General features: G+C 40.8%; 20 protein-coding genes. 12 read left to right on the top strand and 8 right to left on the bottom strand.

Annotated elements, in window-relative coordinates; genetic code table 11:
• The first annotated feature begins 20 nt into the window (after window positions 1-20).
• A complete protein-coding gene (locus LZP46_RS08375; RefSeq protein ID WP_236093547.1) occupies window positions 21-1,745 on the top strand; it encodes a glutamine--tRNA ligase/YqeY domain fusion protein in 1,725 nt (574 codons plus the stop codon).
• A gap of 130 nt (window positions 1,746-1,875) precedes the next feature.
• Here LZP46_RS08375 and LZP46_RS08370 read toward each other — a convergent pair whose 3' ends face one another.
• Window positions 1,876-2,409, bottom strand: coding sequence for a lecithin retinol acyltransferase family protein (locus tag LZP46_RS08370; protein WP_236093546.1), 534 nt, complete (start codon window positions 2,407-2,409; stop codon window positions 1,876-1,878).
• A 135-nt stretch (window positions 2,410-2,544) separates the two neighbouring features.
• Here LZP46_RS08370 and LZP46_RS08365 point away from each other — a divergent pair, with 135 nt between their 5' ends.
• A complete protein-coding gene (locus LZP46_RS08365) occupies window positions 2,545-3,297 on the top strand; it encodes a phosphodiester glycosidase family protein (RefSeq protein ID WP_236093545.1) in 753 nt (250 codons plus the stop codon).
• Window positions 3,298-3,327: 30 nt separating this feature from the next.
• Here LZP46_RS08365 and LZP46_RS08360 read toward each other — a convergent pair whose 3' ends face one another.
• The 4 genes from LZP46_RS08360 to LZP46_RS08345 all read right to left on the bottom strand — a co-directional run bounded on the left by LZP46_RS08360 (window position 3,328) and on the right by LZP46_RS08345 (window position 6,220).
• The gene (locus tag LZP46_RS08360; RefSeq protein ID WP_236093544.1) at window positions 3,328-3,576 is read right to left on the bottom strand and encodes a hypothetical protein; all 249 of its coding nucleotides are present in this window, start codon (window positions 3,574-3,576) and stop codon (window positions 3,328-3,330) included.
• Between the two features lie 231 nt (window positions 3,577-3,807).
• On the bottom strand, window positions 3,808-4,032 hold the full coding sequence (locus LZP46_RS08355) for a hypothetical protein (RefSeq protein WP_004973321.1): 225 nt from the start codon (window positions 4,030-4,032) through the stop codon (window positions 3,808-3,810).
• A gap of 241 nt (window positions 4,033-4,273) precedes the next feature.
• Window positions 4,274-5,356 (bottom strand): tRNA (uridine(54)-C5)-methyltransferase TrmA, encoded by a 1,083-nt coding sequence (gene trmA / locus LZP46_RS08350; RefSeq protein ID WP_236093543.1) that lies wholly within the window; start codon window positions 5,354-5,356, stop codon window positions 4,274-4,276.
• A 162-nt stretch (window positions 5,357-5,518) separates the two neighbouring features.
• The gene (locus tag LZP46_RS08345) at window positions 5,519-6,220 is read right to left on the bottom strand and encodes an SIR2 family NAD-dependent protein deacylase (RefSeq protein ID WP_236093542.1); all 702 of its coding nucleotides are present in this window, start codon (window positions 6,218-6,220) and stop codon (window positions 5,519-5,521) included.
• 264 nt (window positions 6,221-6,484) lie between these two features.
• Here LZP46_RS08345 and LZP46_RS08340 point away from each other — a divergent pair, with 264 nt between their 5' ends.
• Window positions 6,485-7,726, top strand: a complete 1,242-nt coding sequence (locus LZP46_RS08340) for an acyl-CoA dehydrogenase (RefSeq protein ID WP_136143882.1) — start codon at window positions 6,485-6,487, stop codon at window positions 7,724-7,726.
• A gap of 78 nt (window positions 7,727-7,804) precedes the next feature.
• Here LZP46_RS08340 and LZP46_RS08335 read toward each other — a convergent pair whose 3' ends face one another.
• Both LZP46_RS08335 and LZP46_RS08330 read right to left on the bottom strand, forming a co-directional pair.
• On the bottom strand, window positions 7,805-8,713 hold the full coding sequence (locus tag LZP46_RS08335; RefSeq protein WP_236093541.1) for an alpha/beta fold hydrolase: 909 nt from the start codon (window positions 8,711-8,713) through the stop codon (window positions 7,805-7,807).
• Between the two features lie 125 nt (window positions 8,714-8,838).
• Window positions 8,839-9,390: a PadR family transcriptional regulator gene (locus LZP46_RS08330; RefSeq protein WP_070154632.1), complete on the bottom strand. Its 552-nt coding sequence runs from the start codon at window positions 9,388-9,390 to the stop codon at window positions 8,839-8,841.
• A gap of 132 nt (window positions 9,391-9,522) precedes the next feature.
• Between LZP46_RS08330 and LZP46_RS08325 the strand changes: the two genes are divergently transcribed.
• The 3 genes from LZP46_RS08325 (at window position 9,523) to LZP46_RS08315 (ending at window position 13,298) form a co-directional block, all read left to right on the top strand.
• The gene (locus tag LZP46_RS08325) at window positions 9,523-11,547 is read left to right on the top strand and encodes an NADPH-dependent 2,4-dienoyl-CoA reductase (RefSeq protein WP_236093540.1); all 2,025 of its coding nucleotides are present in this window, start codon (window positions 9,523-9,525) and stop codon (window positions 11,545-11,547) included.
• 140 nt (window positions 11,548-11,687) lie between these two features.
• A complete protein-coding gene (locus LZP46_RS08320; RefSeq protein ID WP_004973337.1) occupies window positions 11,688-12,101 on the top strand; it encodes a nuclear transport factor 2 family protein in 414 nt (137 codons plus the stop codon).
• A 90-nt stretch (window positions 12,102-12,191) separates the two neighbouring features.
• Window positions 12,192-13,298 carry a YheT family hydrolase gene (locus LZP46_RS08315; protein WP_026438425.1) on the top strand — a complete coding sequence of 369 codons (1,107 nt, stop codon included), beginning with the start codon at window positions 12,192-12,194 and terminating at the stop codon, window positions 13,296-13,298.
• Window positions 13,299-13,495: 197 nt separating this feature from the next.
• Here the strand turns inward: LZP46_RS08315 and LZP46_RS08310 are convergent, their stop codons facing one another.
• The gene (locus LZP46_RS08310) at window positions 13,496-13,915 is read right to left on the bottom strand and encodes an internalin (protein ID WP_236093539.1); all 420 of its coding nucleotides are present in this window, start codon (window positions 13,913-13,915) and stop codon (window positions 13,496-13,498) included.
• Window positions 13,916-14,141: 226 nt separating this feature from the next.
• Here LZP46_RS08310 and LZP46_RS08305 point away from each other — a divergent pair, with 226 nt between their 5' ends.
• The 6 genes from LZP46_RS08305 (at window position 14,142) to rodA (ending at window position 20,408) form a co-directional block, all read left to right on the top strand.
• Window positions 14,142-15,782 carry a CTP synthase gene (locus tag LZP46_RS08305; protein WP_236093538.1) on the top strand — a complete coding sequence of 547 codons (1,641 nt, stop codon included), beginning with the start codon at window positions 14,142-14,144 and terminating at the stop codon, window positions 15,780-15,782.
• 31 nt (window positions 15,783-15,813) lie between these two features.
• Entirely contained in the window at window positions 15,814-16,671 is an 858-nt protein-coding gene (kdsA, locus tag LZP46_RS08300; protein WP_070154624.1) for a 3-deoxy-8-phosphooctulonate synthase, read from the top strand.
• 74 nt (window positions 16,672-16,745) lie between these two features.
• The gene (gene eno / locus LZP46_RS08295; RefSeq protein WP_019837270.1) at window positions 16,746-18,035 is read left to right on the top strand and encodes a phosphopyruvate hydratase; all 1,290 of its coding nucleotides are present in this window, start codon (window positions 16,746-16,748) and stop codon (window positions 18,033-18,035) included.
• Between the two features lie 13 nt (window positions 18,036-18,048).
• Window positions 18,049-18,456, top strand: a complete 408-nt coding sequence (locus LZP46_RS08290) for a septum formation initiator family protein (RefSeq protein ID WP_019837271.1) — start codon at window positions 18,049-18,051, stop codon at window positions 18,454-18,456.
• Window positions 18,410-19,144 (top strand): 2-C-methyl-D-erythritol 4-phosphate cytidylyltransferase, encoded by a 735-nt coding sequence (gene ispD / locus LZP46_RS08285; RefSeq protein ID WP_236093537.1) that lies wholly within the window; start codon window positions 18,410-18,412, stop codon window positions 19,142-19,144. Before LZP46_RS08290 ends, ispD begins: the two co-directional genes overlap by 47 nt.
• A 127-nt stretch (window positions 19,145-19,271) precedes the next feature.
• The gene (gene rodA, locus LZP46_RS08280; RefSeq protein WP_236093536.1) at window positions 19,272-20,408 is read left to right on the top strand and encodes a rod shape-determining protein RodA; all 1,137 of its coding nucleotides are present in this window, start codon (window positions 19,272-19,274) and stop codon (window positions 20,406-20,408) included.
• Window positions 20,409-20,477: the final 69 nt, after the last annotated feature.

Raw genomic sequence — 20,477 nt, 5'->3', positions numbered from 1 at the left:
TTAGAAGTGATTGTATTGCTATGAAGCCAAATGATGTTGTTGCATCTCTGCCAAACACCCCGACACAAAGTTCAAATGCCTCTGTCGATGCTGTGCAGCAAGAACAACAGCCGGGCTTGGACTTTATACGTCAAGTCATTACCGAGGATATTGCGGCAGGCCGTATTAAGCAGGTGGTGACACGTTTTCCACCTGAGCCGAATGGTTATTTGCATATTGGTCACGTGAAAGCAATTTGCTTAAATTTTGGCATCGCACAAGAATATCAAGGGGTGTGTAATTTACGTTTTGATGACACCAACCCAGATGCAGAAGAACAAGAATATGTCGATGGTATTGCTAATGACGTGAAATGGCTGGGTTTTGAGTGGAATGGCGAACCACGCTATGCTTCAAGCTATTTTGATCAATTATATGCATGGGCAATTCAGCTGATCGAACAAGGCGATGCTTATGTCGATTTGCAAACCCCTGATGAGATTAAGCTCAATCGTGGTTCTTTTGTAGAGCCGGGCAAAAACTCGCCATATCGTGATACGCCAGTGGCAGAAAACTTGGCTTTATTTGAAAAAATGCGCAATGGCGAATTAGGCGAAGGTCAGGCAGTACTCCGTGCTAAAATTGATATGGCATCGCCAAACGTACACATGCGTGACCCGATTTTGTATCGTGTTCTACATTCATCGCATCACCAAACGGGCGATAAATGGAAAATGTACCCAATGTATGATTATGCGCATCCATTATCCGACGCGATTGAAGGTATCACTCATTCACTATGTACATTAGAATTCCAAGACCATCGTCCATTCTATGATTGGGTGGTGGAAAAGGTGAAATCCGAGGCTGTGCCGCGTCAGTATGAATCTAGCCGTTTGAATATTGATTACACCATCACATCTAAGCGTAAATTGCGTAAATTGGTTGAAGGCGGTTTTGTGAATGGTTGGGATGACCCACGTATGCCAACAGTGGTAGGTATGCGTCGTCGTGGCTTTACACCAGAAGGTTTACGTGATTTCTGTAAGCGTGTAGGTGTGTCTAAGTCAGACGGTATTGTGGGTGTGGCAATGCTTGATTATTGCATCCGTCAATCATTGGAAAATACTGCAGCACGTGGTATGGCGGTGTTAAATCCACTTAAAGTGACTTTGACTAACTTGCCAGAAGCATTAGATTTGGTCCATGCACGTCATCCAAATGTAGATATGGGTGAACGTATCATTCCGCTGACTTCTGAAATTTACATTGACCGTAAAGACTTTGAAGAAGTGCCGCCTAAAGGCTTTAAGCGTTTAGTGCCTGAAGGAGAAGTACGTTTACGTCATGCTTATGTAATCAAGTGTGATGAAGTGATTAAAGATGCTAACGGCGAAATTATTGAGCTCAAATGTTCAATTGACCCTGAAACTTTGGGCAAAAACCCAGAAGGTCGTAAAGTAAAAGGCGTGATTCACTGGGTATCTGCAAGTAAAGGCGTTGCGGCAGAAGTTCGTTTATATGATCGCTTATTTACTGAGTCTGATCCAGAAGTGGGTGATGACTTCTTGGCGAATCTAAACCCTGAATCATTGACGGTGGTACAAGCGATTGTTGAACCTGCATTGGCAAAAGCACAACCTGAAGATCGTTTCCAATTTGAACGTGAAGGTTATTTTGTTGCAGATCAGTATGATCACAGTGCGGAAAAACCAGTGTTTAACCGTATTTTAGACTTAAAAGACAGCTTTAAGCCGGGTAAGTAAAATCTTATTTAGGTTTTAGCTTGCAATTTAAAAGCCCAACTTGATCAATTCAGCTTGGGCTTTTGGTTTTATCTATTTGAGGTTTATAGAATATTTTATGAGATACACAGTGTCGCTAAAATGACAGCGATTAGCGGTTTTTATGTTGTTCCTTCTTCATCAGGATTTGCGGTAACTGCATTTTGGCTTTGTCGCGTAGTTTCTTCTTAATATAGAGCACCAAAGCAAAGCAAGTGGTGGTTAGGGTCAGCATCATACTATTCATATAACTCATCAATGAGCTGACATAACCAATGGTGGTCAAACGGTCCATCATCTTAAATACTTGCGGACTGCTTTCTACACCTGTAATTGCCCAAGTGCATAAATGTTCACAGTTATTCATAATCAAATGATAATTGTTTTCGTGCATTCTAGAACGCATACGACGTACCACTTTGCGTCCTTTATACTTGGGCGCATGATATGACTGCACAATAATATTTTTGCCGTGACTAAACTTTTCAATACTGGTCATTTCAATCGGGTGCTTTTTGAAAAGATGTGCAAAACCCGAATAATGAATCACGCGACCACGCCCGGCATAGATGCCATGATGGCTATAGCCGAAGTGTTTCACAATTAAATGTGCCCCTAAAGGAAATCGTGTTTTCTGCTTGAGCATCGTACGCTTGACCAATAAAGTAACATGAGTAGAGAAAAGAAATCAGGTTTTATAGTGTACTGCGTCTGACACAAATATGCGATAACCCATTCAGTTATATGCACAATTTGTAACATGACGGGTAGGGAGATGATAATGTTTTGTTCTCGGTGGAAGTGCTTATTGCTCAGTTATTTATTCTGCACGTCTACTGCACAGGCAGAAATTCGTGCATGGACGGTCAATAACAGTAAAATCAATGTGGATGTGGTGGAAGTGACACAATTGTCTCAATTAGGTTTATATCTGCAAGATCAGCAAGGGAAACCGTATCTGCAAATTTCTCAACTAAAAAAAAATCTGCAGCCTTGTGAAAACATGCAATTTGCCATGAATGCCGGCATGTTTCATCCAGATTATTCGCCTGTGGGTTTGTATGTGGAACAAGGACGGCAATTTCAAAACCTAAACCGACAGCAACAAGGATGGGGGAATTTTTTAATTCAGCCCAATGGTGTACTGGCGTGGAATCATCAACGGGTGTTTTTAGGCACAACCCAACAATTTGCCAATCAAGCGTTCAAAGCACAGTATGCGACACAGTCTGGCCCAATGTTGGTTATTAATCACCAGTTAAATTCACGTTTTTTGGCAGACAGTACTTCTTATAAAATTAGAAATGGGGTTGGGTTAAAAAATCAAAGCCTGTATTTTGTGATTAGTAACACACCTGTGACTTTTCATCAATTTTCCACCTTTTTTAAAGATGAGTTGAAAACACCAAATGCCTTGTATTTAGATGGTTCAATTTCTACAGCATACATTCTGCAATTGCAACGCCATACTCATCCACATCGCAATTTAGGACCAATTTTAGCTTATATAGATGATCAAGGCTGTAAACCTTAACATTAGAATTTGGTTTAGGCTTGGCTAAATTTATTGTCCGATAAAACCTAAAGCTGTGCCTTGCATCGTGCAGATTTTGACTGCTTCTTCGCTTTTCATTTGTTTGACTTCATTTTCAAATTGCTTTTTTTGCTGTTTGAGTTGTTCGTCTGAAATGCCCATGCTTTTAGCCAAAGTTTCCATTTTTTCCCAAGTATCGGCACATTCTTTTGGCATTGGGCTACACGCTGTGAAACTCAGGCTGAGTAGAGTAAGACAGCTAAGGCTGGTTTTTTTCATTGTCATTTTCTCGGTTTGAATAATTCGAATTTATTGGTGTGATGATTATGTGTAGAAATAATAGCGCATGATTGTGAAGATATGATTGACTTCGTTTGAAAAGATTAGAGTTTTTGTGCAATCTCAAGCACGTATTAAGATTTATAAAATTTATTGTTTTAAGTGCCAATATATTTGCAGCTATTAAAAAAGGCACTTAGTTCAACTAAATGCCTTTTTTATCATATTCCATTACTGGAATGGTAGATGCTGGAGTTCATTTAACTCTTTGCGGCTATAACCTCGCGAAGCGAGAACCTTCTTAATCCCGATAATGACATCTTCATCTGTGGCTTTGGTTAAAGCTTCGAGAAGTTGTTCATTTGTCTTGCAAGAGCAATCATTTTCAACACAAGCAATTTGATTTTTATGCTCGTTTTGCTGTTCTGTAGAGAACAACTTTTGCCAAAAACTCATAGAGCCTTCATTCACAACCTAACATAGATCGAAATATAGCCAATATAAAAAATAAATCAAGTCGACCTAAGTGATAAAAGCAGCAATCGAGTTGCAGAAATTTCGATGATATTGCATTGTTTTAACGAAATTATGACAGTTAAAAGGCTTGTAATGCGATAACTGATTAATTTTCATCATAATATTTACAAGTGCTAAAAAGCAAAACTTGTAAATATTGAAGAATAATGCAACAAATTGTTTAAATCTTTTCCAGTAGAACACCCGACTCAACATGATGGGTGTACGGAAATTGATCAAACAGTGCAAATTGTGTCACTTTATGGCTTTGACACAAGGTTTTTAAATTGTCATGCAAGGTGTCAGGGTTACACGAAATGTAAATAATATGCTTAAAACGCTGTAGGAGTTTTAAGGTGTCATCGTCAATTCCTGCACGTGGCGGATCGACAAAGACCGTATCAAAATCATAACTTGAAAGATCAATGTTCGCTTCTTGCAAACGGCGGAATTCACGTTCACCGTTATAGGCTTGAGTAAACTCTTCAGCCGATAAACGTGCGACTTGAATATTCTCAATCTGGTTTTGTTCAATATTCCATTGCGCTGCATATACCGAAGATTTAGCCAGTTCAGTGGCAAGCACGCGACGGAAACGAGTCGATAGCGGCAGGGTAAAGTTACCATTGCCACAATAAAGTTCTAATAAATCTTGCTCAGAATGTTCGGCAACCGTACACGCCCATTCCAACATTTTTTGGCAAACTTGCGCATTTGGCTGGGTAAAGCTACTTTCAATTTGCTTATAGGTATAAGTGCGATCAAAAACTTGTAATTGTTCAACTACATACTCATCGGATAGCACAAACTTTTGCCCACGACTGCGTCCAATCAGTTTAATGTTTAATGCTTTGCTCAATGCTTGGGCTGCAGACTCCCAATCAGACTCAAGTTTGCGATGATAAAGCAGTGAAACTAACATTTCGCCACTTAATGTTGCTAAAAAATGCACTTCAAATAAACGAGCCGATAATACGGGATCGGCTTTTAGTGCGGCTAACAGCTTTGGCATTAATAAGTTAATGCTGCGGTCTGCAATGGGAAACTCATCTACACGAATAACTTTTTTCTGTTTATCTTCACTGCGTTCAAACATGGCATAAAACAGATCATCTTCAATATGCCAAATCCGGAACTCTGCCCGCATACGGTAATTGTGTTCTGGTGAGGCAAATACTTGTAAGGCAGGTGGATTATATTCGGCAAATTGGGCAGAGATACGGGCAACTTTCGCATTAAGTTGTTGCTGATAAGATGAGGTCATATGCAGTAAACATCACAAACACAGAGAAAGAGCGATGGTAACAAAGTTTTAAAGAGATACCTAAAACTATTATAAAAATGATGCAACCCCGCAAGATGTCAAAATAGCCTAAGCATATTCATGACATCTTGCTAGTGGAAAAATTTGGATGCTGTAATTACTTTAAATTTTATGTAATTGATCGAATAATTGCTGCATGCCCTCAGTGGCAGTTTTGGAAATCCGTTGAAATTGAGCAGGAAGTTGGGCCTGCATGGCTTTCGGGTCAATATAATAAGCCTGACAATTTGCAGGAATTTCGTGTATTAATCCGGCAACAGGGTACACCATCAAACTTGTCCCAATCACAATAAAAATATCGGCATCTTGAACCAAATCCAGTGCTTCTTCATAAGCAGGAACTGCTTCGCCAAACCAAACCACATGCGGACGTAAAGGATAGCCTTGTGGGCAAAGATCCTGTTGTAAGTTCAGAGAGTCGCCTTCGATTGGAAAAAATTCAGTGGTGTATTGTGCATGAGGCCCTGAGCTTTTAGCTAAACGAATATTGCCGTGTAAATGTAAAACTTCAGAACTGCCTGCACGTTCATGCAAATCATCAATATTTTGGGTGATCACTTGCACATCAAAATCATCTTCAAGCTCAGCAATTAAGCAATGCGCTAAGTTAGGCTGCGCATTAAGAATGTTTTTTCGGCGTTCATTATAAAAGCGCTGTACTAATGCAGGATTTCTTGCCCATGCTTCAGGACTTGCGACATCTTCTACACGATGCTTTTCCCATAAACCATCACTATCTCTAAAGGTGTTGATTCCGCTTTCTGCGCTCATACCTGCACCCGAAAAAACCACTAATTTACGCATGTATTATCCTCTTGATGGATGGTCAGATTTGAGTATATGTGTCGAAAATAGAAACACAAATCTGCAGCTCATTTTTTAAGAATTTTAAGTTTTTAAATATGTGAAAGTTTAGTGCTGTCTATAACTTTGCTGAATAATTGAATCAAAGTTCACTTTTTATTGCTTGTTATTTCATTTTAATAATAGAACATAAAGTAAAGTAGTATGACGCTACAAAATCAAATATTGATGAACCAGAACCTATAATAATGTGCAGAGGATGCCATGTCACAACACAATCCATCGCCAAATCACACGCCTGCAACTCACAGTGAAAAAGTGAAATTTGATTGGAAAGATCCTTTTTTGCTTGAACAGCAATTGACTGAAACCGAACGTATGATTCGTGATAGTGCCTATGCTTATTGTCAGGAAAAATTACTGCCGCGGGTACGTGATCAGTTTAGACATGAAACGGTAGATCGCAGCATCTTCCGTGAAATGGGTGAGCTTGGTTTGTTAGGCTCAACCATACCTGAACAATATGGCGGTGCAGGTTTAAATTATGTGAGTTATGGGCTAATTTCACGTGAAATTGAACGGGTCGATTCAGGTTATCGTTCAATGGCAAGTGTGCAAAGTTCATTGGTGATGGTGCCAATTTATGAGTTTGGCAGTGAAGCACAAAAACAAAAATATTTACCCAAACTCGCTTCGGGTGAATGGATCGGATGTTTTGGTCTGACTGAACCTGATTTTGGCTCCGACCCTGGCAGTATGAACAGCAGAGCACATAAAGTTGCAGGCGGTTATCGTTTACACGGTGCGAAAATGTGGATTACCAATAGTCCAATTGCCGATGTATTTGTGGTGTGGGCAAAAGAAGTTTCAGCAGATGGGCAAGTGGGTGATATTCGCGGTTTTATTTTAGAAAAAGGTTGGGATGGACTTTCTGCACCAATCATTCAAGGCAAGGTTGGTTTACGCGCTTCAATCACAGGTGAAATTGTCATGGACAATGTTTTTGTGCCTGAAGAAAATATGTTACCTGAAGTGCGTGGTTTAAAAGGGCCGTTCACTTGTTTAAATAGTGCACGTTATGGCATTGCTTGGGGTGCTATGGGTGCGGCTGAGTTTTGTTGGCATACTGCGCATCAATATACGATGGATCGGATTCAGTTCGGACGTCCTTTGGCGGCCAATCAGCTCATTCAAAAGAAACTTGCCGATATGCAAACCGAAATCGCGCTGGGTTTACAAATTGCTTTACGTTTTGGTCGTATGAAAGATGAGGGTATTGCTTCACTCGAAGGTACTTCGCTGATTAAACGCAACAACTGTGGCAAGGCCTTAGAGATTGCTCGTATGGCGCGCGATATGCTTGGTGGGAATGGTATCAGTGATGAATATGGCGTGGCGCGGCATTTGGTCAATTTGGAAGTCGTGAATACCTATGAAGGGACGCACGATGTGCATGCGCTAATTTTAGGTCGTGCGCAAACGGGTATCGCGGCTTTTGCCAATTAAATCTAGATCTAAACTAAATCTAGGTCTAATGATGCTACGGTGGAAAATATTGCAAACCACATTTTCCACCGTTTTACTTTAGCTGTTTAGTTTTAAAAATTGGCTAATTTCCTGATTAAATTTCAACGGTTCAGTCAGTAACGGAGTATGCCCAGATTGGTAAAATATCACTTGTTTCGCATTTGGCATAGCTGCTACAACTTGACGTTGTCCTTCTGCCGCATACAAGGTCGATTGTGCACCTGTAAAAAAGACTGTCGGGCAACCTAGTTGAGTTAAAGCCTCACGATAATCTTCCTGATGGTGCAAATAATTGTCGATATACCAGCGTAAATAATCTAGACGCTGCGTAGGTAAAATATAGCGTTGTAAAACAGGACGTTTGACGGCGAGTTTAAATAAAAACGGACTGATTTTATTGCTGGCTTGTAGTTCTATAAATTCTAGCCAAAGTTCAACTAAATTTTTACGCTGCAATATATCCATTTGATGAATATCAGTATATTGCGCGTGATCATGCAAAAACTCGGACAGATGAATCAATAACTGTTTAAATTGTTGGTGTTGATTGCCAAATAGGCCATAAGGCCAGTTTTGATCTACTCCAATTTTAGGGGATTGGTCAATTTGTAAATAACTGCTTAAATGGGCAGTCAGTTGCCCATACTGCATACCATGCATAGCAGTGGTTGCACCCATGGAATAGCCTATCAGTTTAAATTGCTGCAGGTTCTGCTGTTGAAGTAGACTGTTTAAATCTTGCCAATGGCTTGAAATGGCATCCAATTCTGGAACAGCACACAGGTTTGAACCTCCAAAACCACGCCAATCTGGAATAATAAAACGATACTGTTTTTTATGTTGATATAGAAACGGCAACCACTGCCAACTGTGCATGCCTAAACCTGAAAGCACAACCACAGGCTCACCTTGACCAAACTCACGTACAAATAGGGCTTCGCCATCGGGCATGCGGTAAAAAGGCATCAGCATTTCCTTGCATAGTTGTGATTAAAGATGCGTTATTCTTTATAGCATAGCCTGATCATTTCTGTATGGTGAGTAATCCTGATTTCACATTGATGAGGTTGCTTTTACTTAAAAATATACTTTTAAGATGAAGCTTCGGCATCAAATTTTTTTAGTTCAGGAATCACGTTTTCTAGCCATGCAATCCAGCCAATTTCCTGATCTATCCCTAGCTGCAAAATCATTTTATGAATATACAGGGTGCGATTATTCGCTGGTGCTTGGCTAAAGTCTTTGGCAAAAATCTGTTGATAGGTGTGCAACTTGGCTTTATGGAGCAACAAATGACGTTCAAGTTCTGGCAAGACACTGTTGCCGCCAAGTTGGGCTTCTGCACGTAAACGTACCATAAGTTCTTCGCGTAATTGCGCAGGAGGGCTTTGCTCAATCATCCAGCTTGCCAGTTCATGCCGTCCCAACGCTTCTACCTGATAGGTTTTACTGCGACTGTTAGAATCTTCATCTTCTAAGGTTGAAATCCAGCCTTTTTTTAGCATGTTATTTAGTTCACGGTAAATTTGCTGATGGGTCGCATTCCAGAAAAAACCCATAGAACGGTCAAAACGGCGTGCCAATTCAATACCGTTACTGGGTTTTTCAATCAGACTGGTCAATAAAACGTGAGCGAGCGACATAAACAGAGCAACTTTATTTTTCAGCTTTTATTATGCAACATGTTGCATAAAAATCAAATCTAGAATATAAAAGTATGCAACAAGTTGCATTAAGCATAAAACAGCCAGCATTTTTGCCAGCAGGGAGATTCTATGTCTGACTATCCATACTTACTTGCGCCTTTAGATTTAGGCTTTACCACTTTAAAAAATCGAGTCTTAATGGGCTCTATGCACGTTGGGCTTGAAGAAGCACCGGGTGGATATGAACGTATGGCCGCTTTTTATGCAGAGCGTGCCAAAGGTGGAGTGGGGCTGATTGTTACAGGCGGTATTTCACCCAATGATGCTGGATTAACCTTTGCAGGTGGCAATAAACTCGATACCCGTCAAGAGGCAGAAAAACACAAAGTAGTGACACAGGCTGTGCATGATGCAGGCGGCAAAATTGCCTTACAGATTTTACATACGGGACGATATTCTTATCAGCCTGATATTGTTGCACCTTCTGCTATTCAGGCACCGATTAACCCAAGTAAACCACATGCTTTAACTTCGGCAGAAGTGCAGCAAACCATTGCAGACTTTGTGAACTGTGCCAAATTGGCAGAATACGCAGGTTATGATGGTGTCGAAATCATGGGCTCGGAAGGGTATTTAATTAACGAATTTATTGCTGCGCGTACGAACCATCGTGATGATGAATGGGGCGGCAGTTATGAAAACCGTATTCGCTTCCCAATTGAAATTGTGAAGCGTACCCGTGCAGAAGTCGGTGAAAACTTTATTATTATTTACCGCTTATCAATGCTCGATTTAGTCGAAGGCGGTTCAAGCTTTGAAGAAGTCGTGCAGTTGGCACAAGCGATTGAAAAGGCTGGTGCGACTATTATCAATACAGGAATCGGCTGGCATGAAGCACGTATTCCAACCATTGCCACAAAAGTCCCTCGCGCAGCCTTTACATGGGTGACAGAAAAATTAAAAGGTTTGGTCAAAGTGCCACTGATTACCTCAAACCGTATTAATACTCCTGAAATGGCAGAGCATGTTTTGGCTGCAGGCCATGCCGATATGGTATCGATGGCACGTCCAATGTTGGCAGATGCGTTCTTTGTGCAAAAAGCAGAGCAAGGTCGTAGTGATGAAATCAACACCTGTATTGGTTGTAACCAAGCCTGTTTAGACCATATTTTCTCGATGAAAATTGCTTCATGTTTGGTTAATCCACGTGCTTGTCATGAAACAGAACTCATTTTTAAAGAAACAACACAGGCTAAAAATATTGCGGTAATTGGTGCAGGGCCTGCAGGTTTAAGCTTTGCAACCTATGCTGCAGAACGTGGGCATCAGGTGACGATTTTTGAAGCATCGAATCAAATTGGCGGACAGTTTAATATCGCCAAAACCATTCCTGGTAAAGAAGAGTTTTATGAAACTTTGCGCTATTTTAAACGCCAAATTGAGTTACAACCGAATATTAAATTGGTATTGAATCATACGGCTAGTTTTGAACAATTGCTCAATGCTGACTTCGATGATGTGGTTGTGGCAACAGGTGTAACCCCGCGTCAATTGGATATCGCAGGTATTAATCATCCTAAAGTGCTGAGTTATATTGAAGTTTTAAAAGAACGTAAGTCTGTAGGTCAACGTGTTGCGATTATTGGGGCAGGCGGTATTGGGTTTGATACTGCAGAATATTTAAGCCATGAAGGTGAAAGTGGTAGCCTAAATCCTGAAAAATTCTACGATGAATGGGGCATTGATACCAATTATGCGCATGTTGGTGGTTTAAAAGCTGCAAAAGTTGAAGAATCTCCACGTGAAATTTATTTGTTACAACGTAAAGCATCGTCCGTGGGTGCAGGCTTGGGTAAAACAACAGGCTGGATTCATCGCACAGGTTTAAAAAACCGTGACGTTAAAATGATTGCAGGGGCAAGTTATGACCTGATTGATGATCAAGGCTTGCACATTACCGTAAATGGTCAAAGCACAGTGCTAGAGGTTGATCATATAGTGATTTGTGCGGGGCAGGAATCTTACACCGCCATGTATGAGCAATTACAGGCAGCAGGTAAGAATGTACATTTGATTGGTGGGGCGAAAGAAGCAGGTGAATTAGATGCCAAACGTGCAATCCGTCAGGGTGCTGAATTGGCTGCGAAAATTTAATGCAACTCCTTCTCCCTTTCCTTTGGGAGGGGGCTGGGGAGAGAGTTAATAATCGCTTCTGCCCAGTGCAGCAGTGCTTCAGTCTCACTCAGGGACTCTGCATAGAAATGAAATATCAAAACAAAAAAAAGGAACTTAACATGACTTTGGAAACAACAAAATTAGCGGTACAGCGTTGGCATACAATGCTGCAAAACCATGATATGTCTATTTTGAGTGAATTGCTGGCAGATGATGTGGTGTTTCGTTCACCTGTAGCGTACCAACCTTATGCGGGTAAACAAGTGGTGTTTTTTATTTTAACCAATGTAATTCAGGTTTTTGAAAACTTTACTTATCACCGTGAGTTTTATACTGAAGATGGTTGCAATGTTGTACTTGAATTTTCCGCCAATGTGGGAGATAAAAAACTTAAAGGAATTGATATGATTCAATTCAATACACAAGGACAAATTGTGGACTTTGAAGTGATGATTCGCCCGAAAAGTGGTTTAGAGGCATTGGCTGTGCAAATGGGACAACGTATGGCTGCCTTTATGCCAACCGAAAAATAAAATACCGCGTGTGTATGGCAATGAAGTTGTTTTATAGAAATCGGTTTCGGGTTGGCATGCTTGAAAGTGCATGTATTGCTTGGGAGTAAAATGATGTCTACATTACAAAAAATAGCGAAAATTACACAAGCGGTTTTAGATCAGGTCACAGGCGCAGATTTACCGACGTTGTATTATCATCCACATGGAGAAATCCGTCGGGTATTGGATTATTTACCACAGCTCAAAGAAAAATACCGTCCAACACCGTGGCTGTCCAATACACATGCGCATCTTTTATATTTTGATTTAATTAAAAAGAAAACCATTCGTCAGCAGTATGATCGGGTTGATCAACTCACTATGCAAGATGGCGGTATCACCGCAGTTGCTTGGGTGGGTTATGACTTACCTGCAGATACTCCCACAATTGTTTTAATGCATACCATTACAGGTTCTTTGGAAAGTATGCGTGAGTTGGTGCGCGATTTACATCAACAGACACAGTGGCGTATTGCCTTATGTTTACGCCGTGGGCATGGCAATTTACCTATGCCTGTACCACAAATGAATCTGTTTGGTTCGACGCATGATTTGCGTGAACAAATAGTGTTTATTCAGCAACAATTTCCACAATCTGAATTATATGCTGTTGGTTCTTCCGCAGGGACAGGATTATTGGTGCGCTATTTGGGCGAAGAAGGCGAGCAAACCCCAATTAAAGCCGCGTTTGCACTGTGCCCAGGATATAACACTGAACTAGGCTTTCAGCATGTGCATCCTTTTTACAGTAAAGTGATGACCAAAAAATTATTCCAGTTTTTTATTCAGCCCCATCAGGACATTTGGCAAAACGTAAAATCTTTATCGCAAGTGTTAAGTGCGACTACATTGGCAGAGTTTGAAAAGGCGTATTTTGAATTGGCGGGTTTTGAAGATTATGACAGCTACACACAAGCCATTAACCCAATTTATGTGTTTGAGAATGTCAAAATTCCGCTTATGGTTTTAAATGCAGAAGATGACCCAGTGTGCCACATCAAAAACTTTGATCCTTATAAAGAAACCATACGGAAAATGCCAAATATTATGGTAGTGACGACCCGTAAAGGCAGTCATTGTGGTTTTTATGAAGGTGTCGGTTTTACTAAATCTTGGGCATCGCGTTTAATTTCTAATTATTTTAAAGTGCAATCGCAGTTGCTGCAGGCAAGTTAAAGTGAAGCGCACAAACCTATATAGAAATAGGTAGCTGTATTGCAAATGTATTCACGAGTTATCTCAGCGAAGACTCATCCAAATGAATAAAAAACCCAGTACACAATGACTGGGTTTTTTAACGTCAATTCAAATCTAAGATAAGAACTTACACCTTAAAACTGACTTTAACTTAAAGCTTAGTTTTAAGTGAGCACTTAGTTCTCAAGTGCTGGGGTTGCAGCAGCAATCGCAGCGGCAACAGCATCATCTTCAGATTGAGCACCTGTGTTATTGCTTGGACGTGCCTGAGTTGGCTTGTCTTCGGCAACAGGTGCTTCAGCTTTCGGCGCAGGCGCAGGGGCAGCAGCAGGTTGCGCAGGTGTTTCACGAGGGATTTCAGTCGTGGTGTTCGCTGTTTCAGTACGTTCCACTTCTACCTGTGCGGGCGATTCTGGTTCAGCATCTTGAATGTTTTCAACAGGTTCTAGTGGTTCAAATTGAGTAGTTTCAGTAGTTTGTTCAGTTTGAACCTCTACTTGTTCTTGCTCATCTTGCTTTGGCTGTTCTTTTTTTACACATGCAGTCACTAACAACGCCGTTGCAATTGCACCACAAATTAAAAGTTTCTTATTCATAATTGCACAAAATTAAAGATCGGATAGACGGACGTATTATAGCAATAAAATGACAGATGAAAATCCTCTCAAGAAGTTCTAATTTTTTACAGGAAATGCTGATAAAATAGCCAATTGTTTATTGTTCTATGAATTGATGCGGAATGACTTTGCTTTATTGGTGCAGAGTAAAGTAAAATTGCGCAACATTGCAGGCCGATTTAGGCTCGATTGTACGAGAAACCCAATGACCCATTTTATTTTCGTAACTGGTGGTGTAGTTTCATCACTAGGTAAAGGTATTTCAGCTGCTTCAGTTGCTGCACTTTTAGAAGCCCGTGGTTTAAAAGTAACCATGGTCAAAATGGATCCATACATTAATGTCGATCCAGGGACAATGAGTCCTTTCCAACATGGTGAAGTTTTTGTCACAGAGGATGGTGCCGAAACTGACTTAGATTTGGGTTATTACGAACGTTTCTTGCGTCGTGCGAAAATGACCAAGTTAAATAATTTTACCTCTGGTCGTGTGTATCAAGACGTTCTAAATAAAGAGCGCCGTGGTGATTACTTGGGCGGTACCGTTCAGGTGATTCCACACATTACTGACAATATTAAAGAACGTGTACTTCGCGCTGGCGAAGGCTACGATGTCGCAATCGTAGAAATTGGTGGTACAGTAGGTGACATTGAATCTCTCCCATTCATGGAATCTGTACGCCAATTGATGGTGGAATTAGGGCATAAGCGCACTATGCTCATGCACTTAACTTTATTGCCATATATCAAATCTGCGGCAGAGTTAAAAACTAAGCCAACTCAACACTCAGTCAAAGAATTGTTATCTATCGGTATTCAGCCAGATATTCTCATTTGCCGTACTGAACACGATGTTGATGCAGACACAACCCGTAAAATTGCGTTATTTACCAACGTAGAAGCACGTGCGGTTGTGGTATGTAAAGATGCCAAAACCATCTACCAAATTCCACGTACATTCTATGAACAAGACGTAGATGATTTAATCTGTGAGCGTTTTGGCTTCAATGATTTTCCAGAAGCAGATTTATCTGATTGGGATAACGTAGTCGATGCATTATTAAACCCAGAATACAGCGTTCGTGTGGCGATGGTGGGTAAATATGTTGAATTACCGGATGCCTATAAATCTGTAAACGAAGCATTGTTACATGCGGGCATTCAAAACCGCGTCAAAGTTGAAATTGACTATGTCAATGCAGAAGAGCTTGAAAGCCAAGACGTTAATACTGTACTTAAAGAGGCTGATGCAATTTTAGTCCCGGGCGGCTTTGGTGAGCGCGGTACTGAAGGCAAAATGCAAGCCATCAAATATGCACGTGAAAACGGTGTACCATTCTTGGGAATCTGTTTGGGTATGCAGTTGGCTGTGATTGAATATGCGCGCAATGTTGCAGGTATTACCGATGCAAGTTCAACAGAGTTTAACCGTTCGACTAAGTCGCCACTTATTGGTTTGATTACTGAGTGGTTAGATGAGCGAGGTGAAGTTCAACAGCGTTCTGTCGATTCTGACTTGGGTGGCACTATGCGTTTAGGTGCACAAAAATCTGAATTGGTTGAAGGTACTAAAACTCGTGAAGTGTATGGTTCGGCAGAAATTGTAGAGCGTCATCGCCATCGCTATGAAATGAATAACCGTTATATTCCAGTACTTGAAGAAGCCGGTCTTAAAATTTCGGGTTATTCACCTATTCAGCACTTGGTTGAAACGGTTGAAATTCCGCAACATCCATGGTTTATTGCGGTACAATTCCACCCAGAATTTACCAGCTCGCCACGTGATGGACATCCATTGTTTGCTAGCTTTATTGATGCAGCAAAACAACAGCATCAAAAAAACAAATAAGATGGCTTTAGGGATAAACTAGGAAGTTGAAATGTCACAATTAAAACCACAAGAAATTGTAAGTTTGGGTGATATACAAATGGCGAATCATTTGCCATTTGTATTGTTTGGCGGCATGAATGTACTTGAGTCTAAAGACCTTGCATTTGAAATTGCTGAAACTTATGTGGATATTTGCACACGCTTAAATATTCCGTATGTATTCAAAGCTAGTTTTGACAAAGCCAACCGTTCTAGCCTGAACTCATTTCGTGGTCCGGGTTTAGAAAAAGGCATTGAATGGCTAGCAGACATTAAAAAACATTTTAATGTGCCAATCATTACCGATGTACATGAGCCGTATCAGGCTGCGCCTGTGGCAGAAGTGGCAGACATTATTCAGCTTCCTGCTTTTTTAAGCCGCCAAACCGATTTAGTTGAAGCGATGGCGAAAACTCAAGCCATTATCAACATCAAAAAAGCACAATTCCTTGCACCGCACGAAATGCGTCATATTTTGCATAAGTGTTTAGAAGCAGGGAATGACAAATTGATTCTTTGCGAACGTGGTTCAGCATTTGGTTACAACAACTTGGTTGTCGATATGCTGGGCTTTGACATTATGAAAGAAATGAATGTACCTGTGTTCTTTGATGTAACCCATGCTTTGCAAACTCCAGGTGGTCGTGCAGATTCGGCAGGTGGTCGTCGTGCACAAATTACCACATTGGCACGTGCAGGTATGGCAACTGGCTTGGCAGGTTTATTTCTAGAAGCACATCCTGAACCAGAGCAGGCAAAGTGTGATGGCCCTTGTGCGTTGCGTCTATCACAACTTGAGCCGTTCTTGTCACAGCTTAAAGAGTTGGATACTTTGGTAAAAGGTTTCCAAAAGCTAGATACACACTAAATTAGATCCATTATTAAATTATAGAATCATTGATGCCTCAAGCATCACGTTATTAATCAACTGAGGAATTGTTCATGAGCCAAATCGTTGACATTCGTGCACGTGAAATTTTGGACTCTCGTGGTAACCCAACCATCGAAGCAGACGTAATCTTAGCATCTGGCGTAGTTGGCCGTGCATGTGCACCATCAGGTGCTTCAACTGGTTCTCGTGAAGCTCTAGAACTTCGTGATGGCGACAAAGCACGTTATTTAGGTAAAGGAGTTAAAACTGCGGTAAACAACGTAAATACTTTGATTCGTGATGCTTTACTTGGTAAGTCGGTGTTTGAACAAAAAGACATCGACAACACTATGATTGCACTTGATGGTACTGAAAACAAAGAAAAATTAGGTGCAAACGCAACTTTAGCCGTGTCTTTGGCTGCTGCGCGCGCTGCTGCTGACGAAAAGAAAATTCCTCTGTTCCAATACATCGCAGACCTTCGTAACAACAGCATTTTAACTATGCCTGTACCAATGATGAACATCTTAAATGGTGGTTCACATGCGGACAATAACGTTGATATTCAAGAATTTATGATTGAGCCGGTAGGCTTCACTTCATTCTCTGAAGCATTACGTGCTGGTGCAGAAATTTTCCACTCATTGAAATCTGTATTGAACCAAAAAGGTTTAAATACAGCAGTGGGTGATGAAGGTGGTTTTGCGCCAAACTTACGTTCTAACGAAGAAGCCATCACAGTTATTCTTGAAGCTATTGAGAAGACTGGATACAAAGCTGGTTCTGACATCATGTTGGCGCTTGACTGCGCATCTTCAGAATTCTACAAAAATGGTCAGTACGTTCTTGCAGGTGAAGGGAACAAGGCATTCACAAGCAACCAATTCTCTGACTATTTAGCAGGTCTTGTGAATCAATATCCAATTATCTCAATTGAAGATGGTTTAGATGAATCTGATTGGGAAGGTTGGTCTTACCTGACTTCGATTTTAGGTGATAAGATTCAATTGGTCGGTGATGATTTGTTCGTGACTAACCCGAAAATCTTACAACGTGGTATCAATGAAAAAGTAGGTAACTCAATCCTGATCAAGTACAACCAAATTGGTACTTTGACTGAAACGCTTGATGCTATTTATCTTGCTAAAGCGAATGGTTACACAACTGTTATTTCACACCGTTCAGGTGAAACTGAAGACTCTACAATTGCAGATCTTGCAGTAGGTACAGCAGCAGGTCAAATCAAGACTGGTTCACTTTGCCGTTCTGACCGTGTAGCAAAATATAACCAATTACTTCGTATTGAAGAATTGACTAATGCTGCATATCGCGGTAAAGCTGAGTTCAAAGGTTTGAACTAAGCGAAATCAGTAGATGTCTCTATTAAATGTATTTGACTCCAAGGCGAGTAAAGCATTGTTGGGCCTTGCGATCTTTTTGATCGCAGGGTTTCAATATTTACACTGGTTTGGTGAGGGTGGTTATCGTGACCATGCTGCACTGACAGAAAAAATTCAGCAACAAATAGAATTAAATACAGAGCTGAAAGAGCGCAATCGCGTACTTGCAGCAGAAGTTTATGATTTAAAAAATGGGGTAGAAGCGATTGAAGAGCATGCCCGTTTAGATTTAGGCTTAATTAAGCCACATGAAACCTTTGTGCAAATGAGCACCATAAGTACACAATATAAACCAATTTATATTCAACCAAACTCCTCAGTAGATTTACGCAACAATGAATCACAACAACCTGCAGCATCAACAACCGCCGCGACACCCTAAACTTTGGGCGGTTATTCCCGCAGCGGGTTCTGGTCGTCGTTTTTCTAGAACTGACCTCAAACAATATCAGTATATTCAAGATCAAACAGTTTTAGAGCACAGCATCGCACGTTTAAATCATTTGCCTTTGGCAGGTTATGTTTTAGCGATTGGTCAAGCAGATGATGTAGCAGAAAGCCTAAACTTGGCGCAAAAAGCAAAAGCACATTTTTGCGCAGGTGGTGCAGAGCGAGTGGATTCAGTCTTGAATGCACTGCATTATTTATCTGAAATCGCTCATGCAGATGACTGGGTTTTGGTGCACGATGCAGCGCGTCCTTGTGTGACAGTTGCATGCCTTGAACAGTTGTATCAGACTGCACTGGCAACAGATCAAAGTGCCATTTTAGCTATTCCTGTGCGTGATACTTTAAAAAAGATAAGTCAAGGAACAAAAATTGAAACTACGGTATGCCGCGATCAACTCTGGCAAGCGCAAACTCCGCAAATTGCTAAACTTGATGTGCTTAAAACAGTCATTGAATCTGCATTAATACAGCAATTAACGATTACCGATGAGGCCAGTGCTTTAGAAGCAGCAGGGCAAATTGTAAATGTCGTGCAAGGTCGTTCTGATAATATTAAAATCACCTATCCTGATGATTTAGAGTTGGCGCGTTTAATTTTAGCCTCACAACAACGTGGATGATAAAAATCTAGTGTGATAAACATTGCGTTAAACTTGAATCTTTAACGATTCAGCTTTAATGATTCACTCTGTGCCGCTTTACTTCTATAATTGTTCATCCTGTCTATTTTAAATACCTTTGAGTCGCATGAACCCATCGCAGCAGTATCGTTTTTTACGTCACTCATTACGTGATGGTAGAAGCATTAAAAATGATTCCTCACGCTGGACTAAATTACATTTAGATCCATGGTTGCTGTGTTTTCTGATTTTAAATGCGATTCTAGGTTTAATGGTGGTATATAGTGCCACCGCGCAAGATATGGGGATGGTGCTGCGCCAAGCGACCAGTTTTGGTATTGGCTTTATCGCCATGATTATTTTGGCGCAAATTCCGCCGAAGGTATATCAAGCTGCCAGTCCATATTTTTATATTTTTGCAGTGATCATGCTGGCTTTGGTTCTGGTCATTGGTGAAACCCGTATGGGGGCAAAACGTTGGATCAGCTTGCCAGGTATTGGCAGTATGCAGCCCAGTGAATTTATGAAATTCGCCATGCCATTGATGATGGCATGGTATTTTTCGCGTCATGCATTCCCGCCTAAATTTATCCATATCATTGTCGCATTAGTGATTATGATGATTCCTTTTGTATTGGTGGCATTACAACCCGACTTAAACATTGGTTTGATTATTCCTGGTGTCTTTGCACTGTTTTTAAGTGGCATGTCATGGCGATTAATCTTAGGAGCTATCACCGCATTGGCTGTTGTAGCACCATTGCTTTGGATGTTCTTTTTCCAGGAATACCAAAAGAAAAGAGTACTAACCTTATTTGACCCAGAGTCGGACGCCTTGGGGGCAGGCTGGAATATTATTCAATCCAAAATTGCCATTGGGTCAGGCGGTTTTACAGGTAAAGGTTATTTAGAGGGAACACAATCGCATTTGGGTTATCTGCCTGAACATCATACTGACTTTATTATGTCGACCTATGCCGAAGAGTTTGGTTTTATTGGCGTGTTTTTACTGTTCAGTTTGTTTGCCGCGATTATTTTACGTTGTTTGATGATTGGGATGAATTGTTTCCATAATTTCGGGCGCTTGTATGCTGGCACGGTCGGTCTGACTTTCTTTTTCTTTGTGTTTTTAAACTCTGGGATGGTGAGTGGTATTTTACCTGTTACCGGTGACCCATTACCGCTCATGAGTTATGGTGGAACGGCAGTCATTTCCATGTTGGCGAGTATGGGGATTGTGATGTCTATCCATACCCATCGCTAATGCAAAATCTATGTGGAAGATGATGTGGGTGCAAGTTGCGATCATCATCTTTTTCACATTTTGTGGCTC

The organism is Acinetobacter sp. SCLZS86 (genome assembly GCF_021560715.1).
GTDB classification, from domain to species: Bacteria; Pseudomonadota; Gammaproteobacteria; order Pseudomonadales; family Moraxellaceae; genus Acinetobacter; species Acinetobacter towneri_A.
The sequence above is the reverse complement of the archived record's forward strand: the minus strand, read 5'-3'. Positions and strand labels throughout refer to the sequence as shown.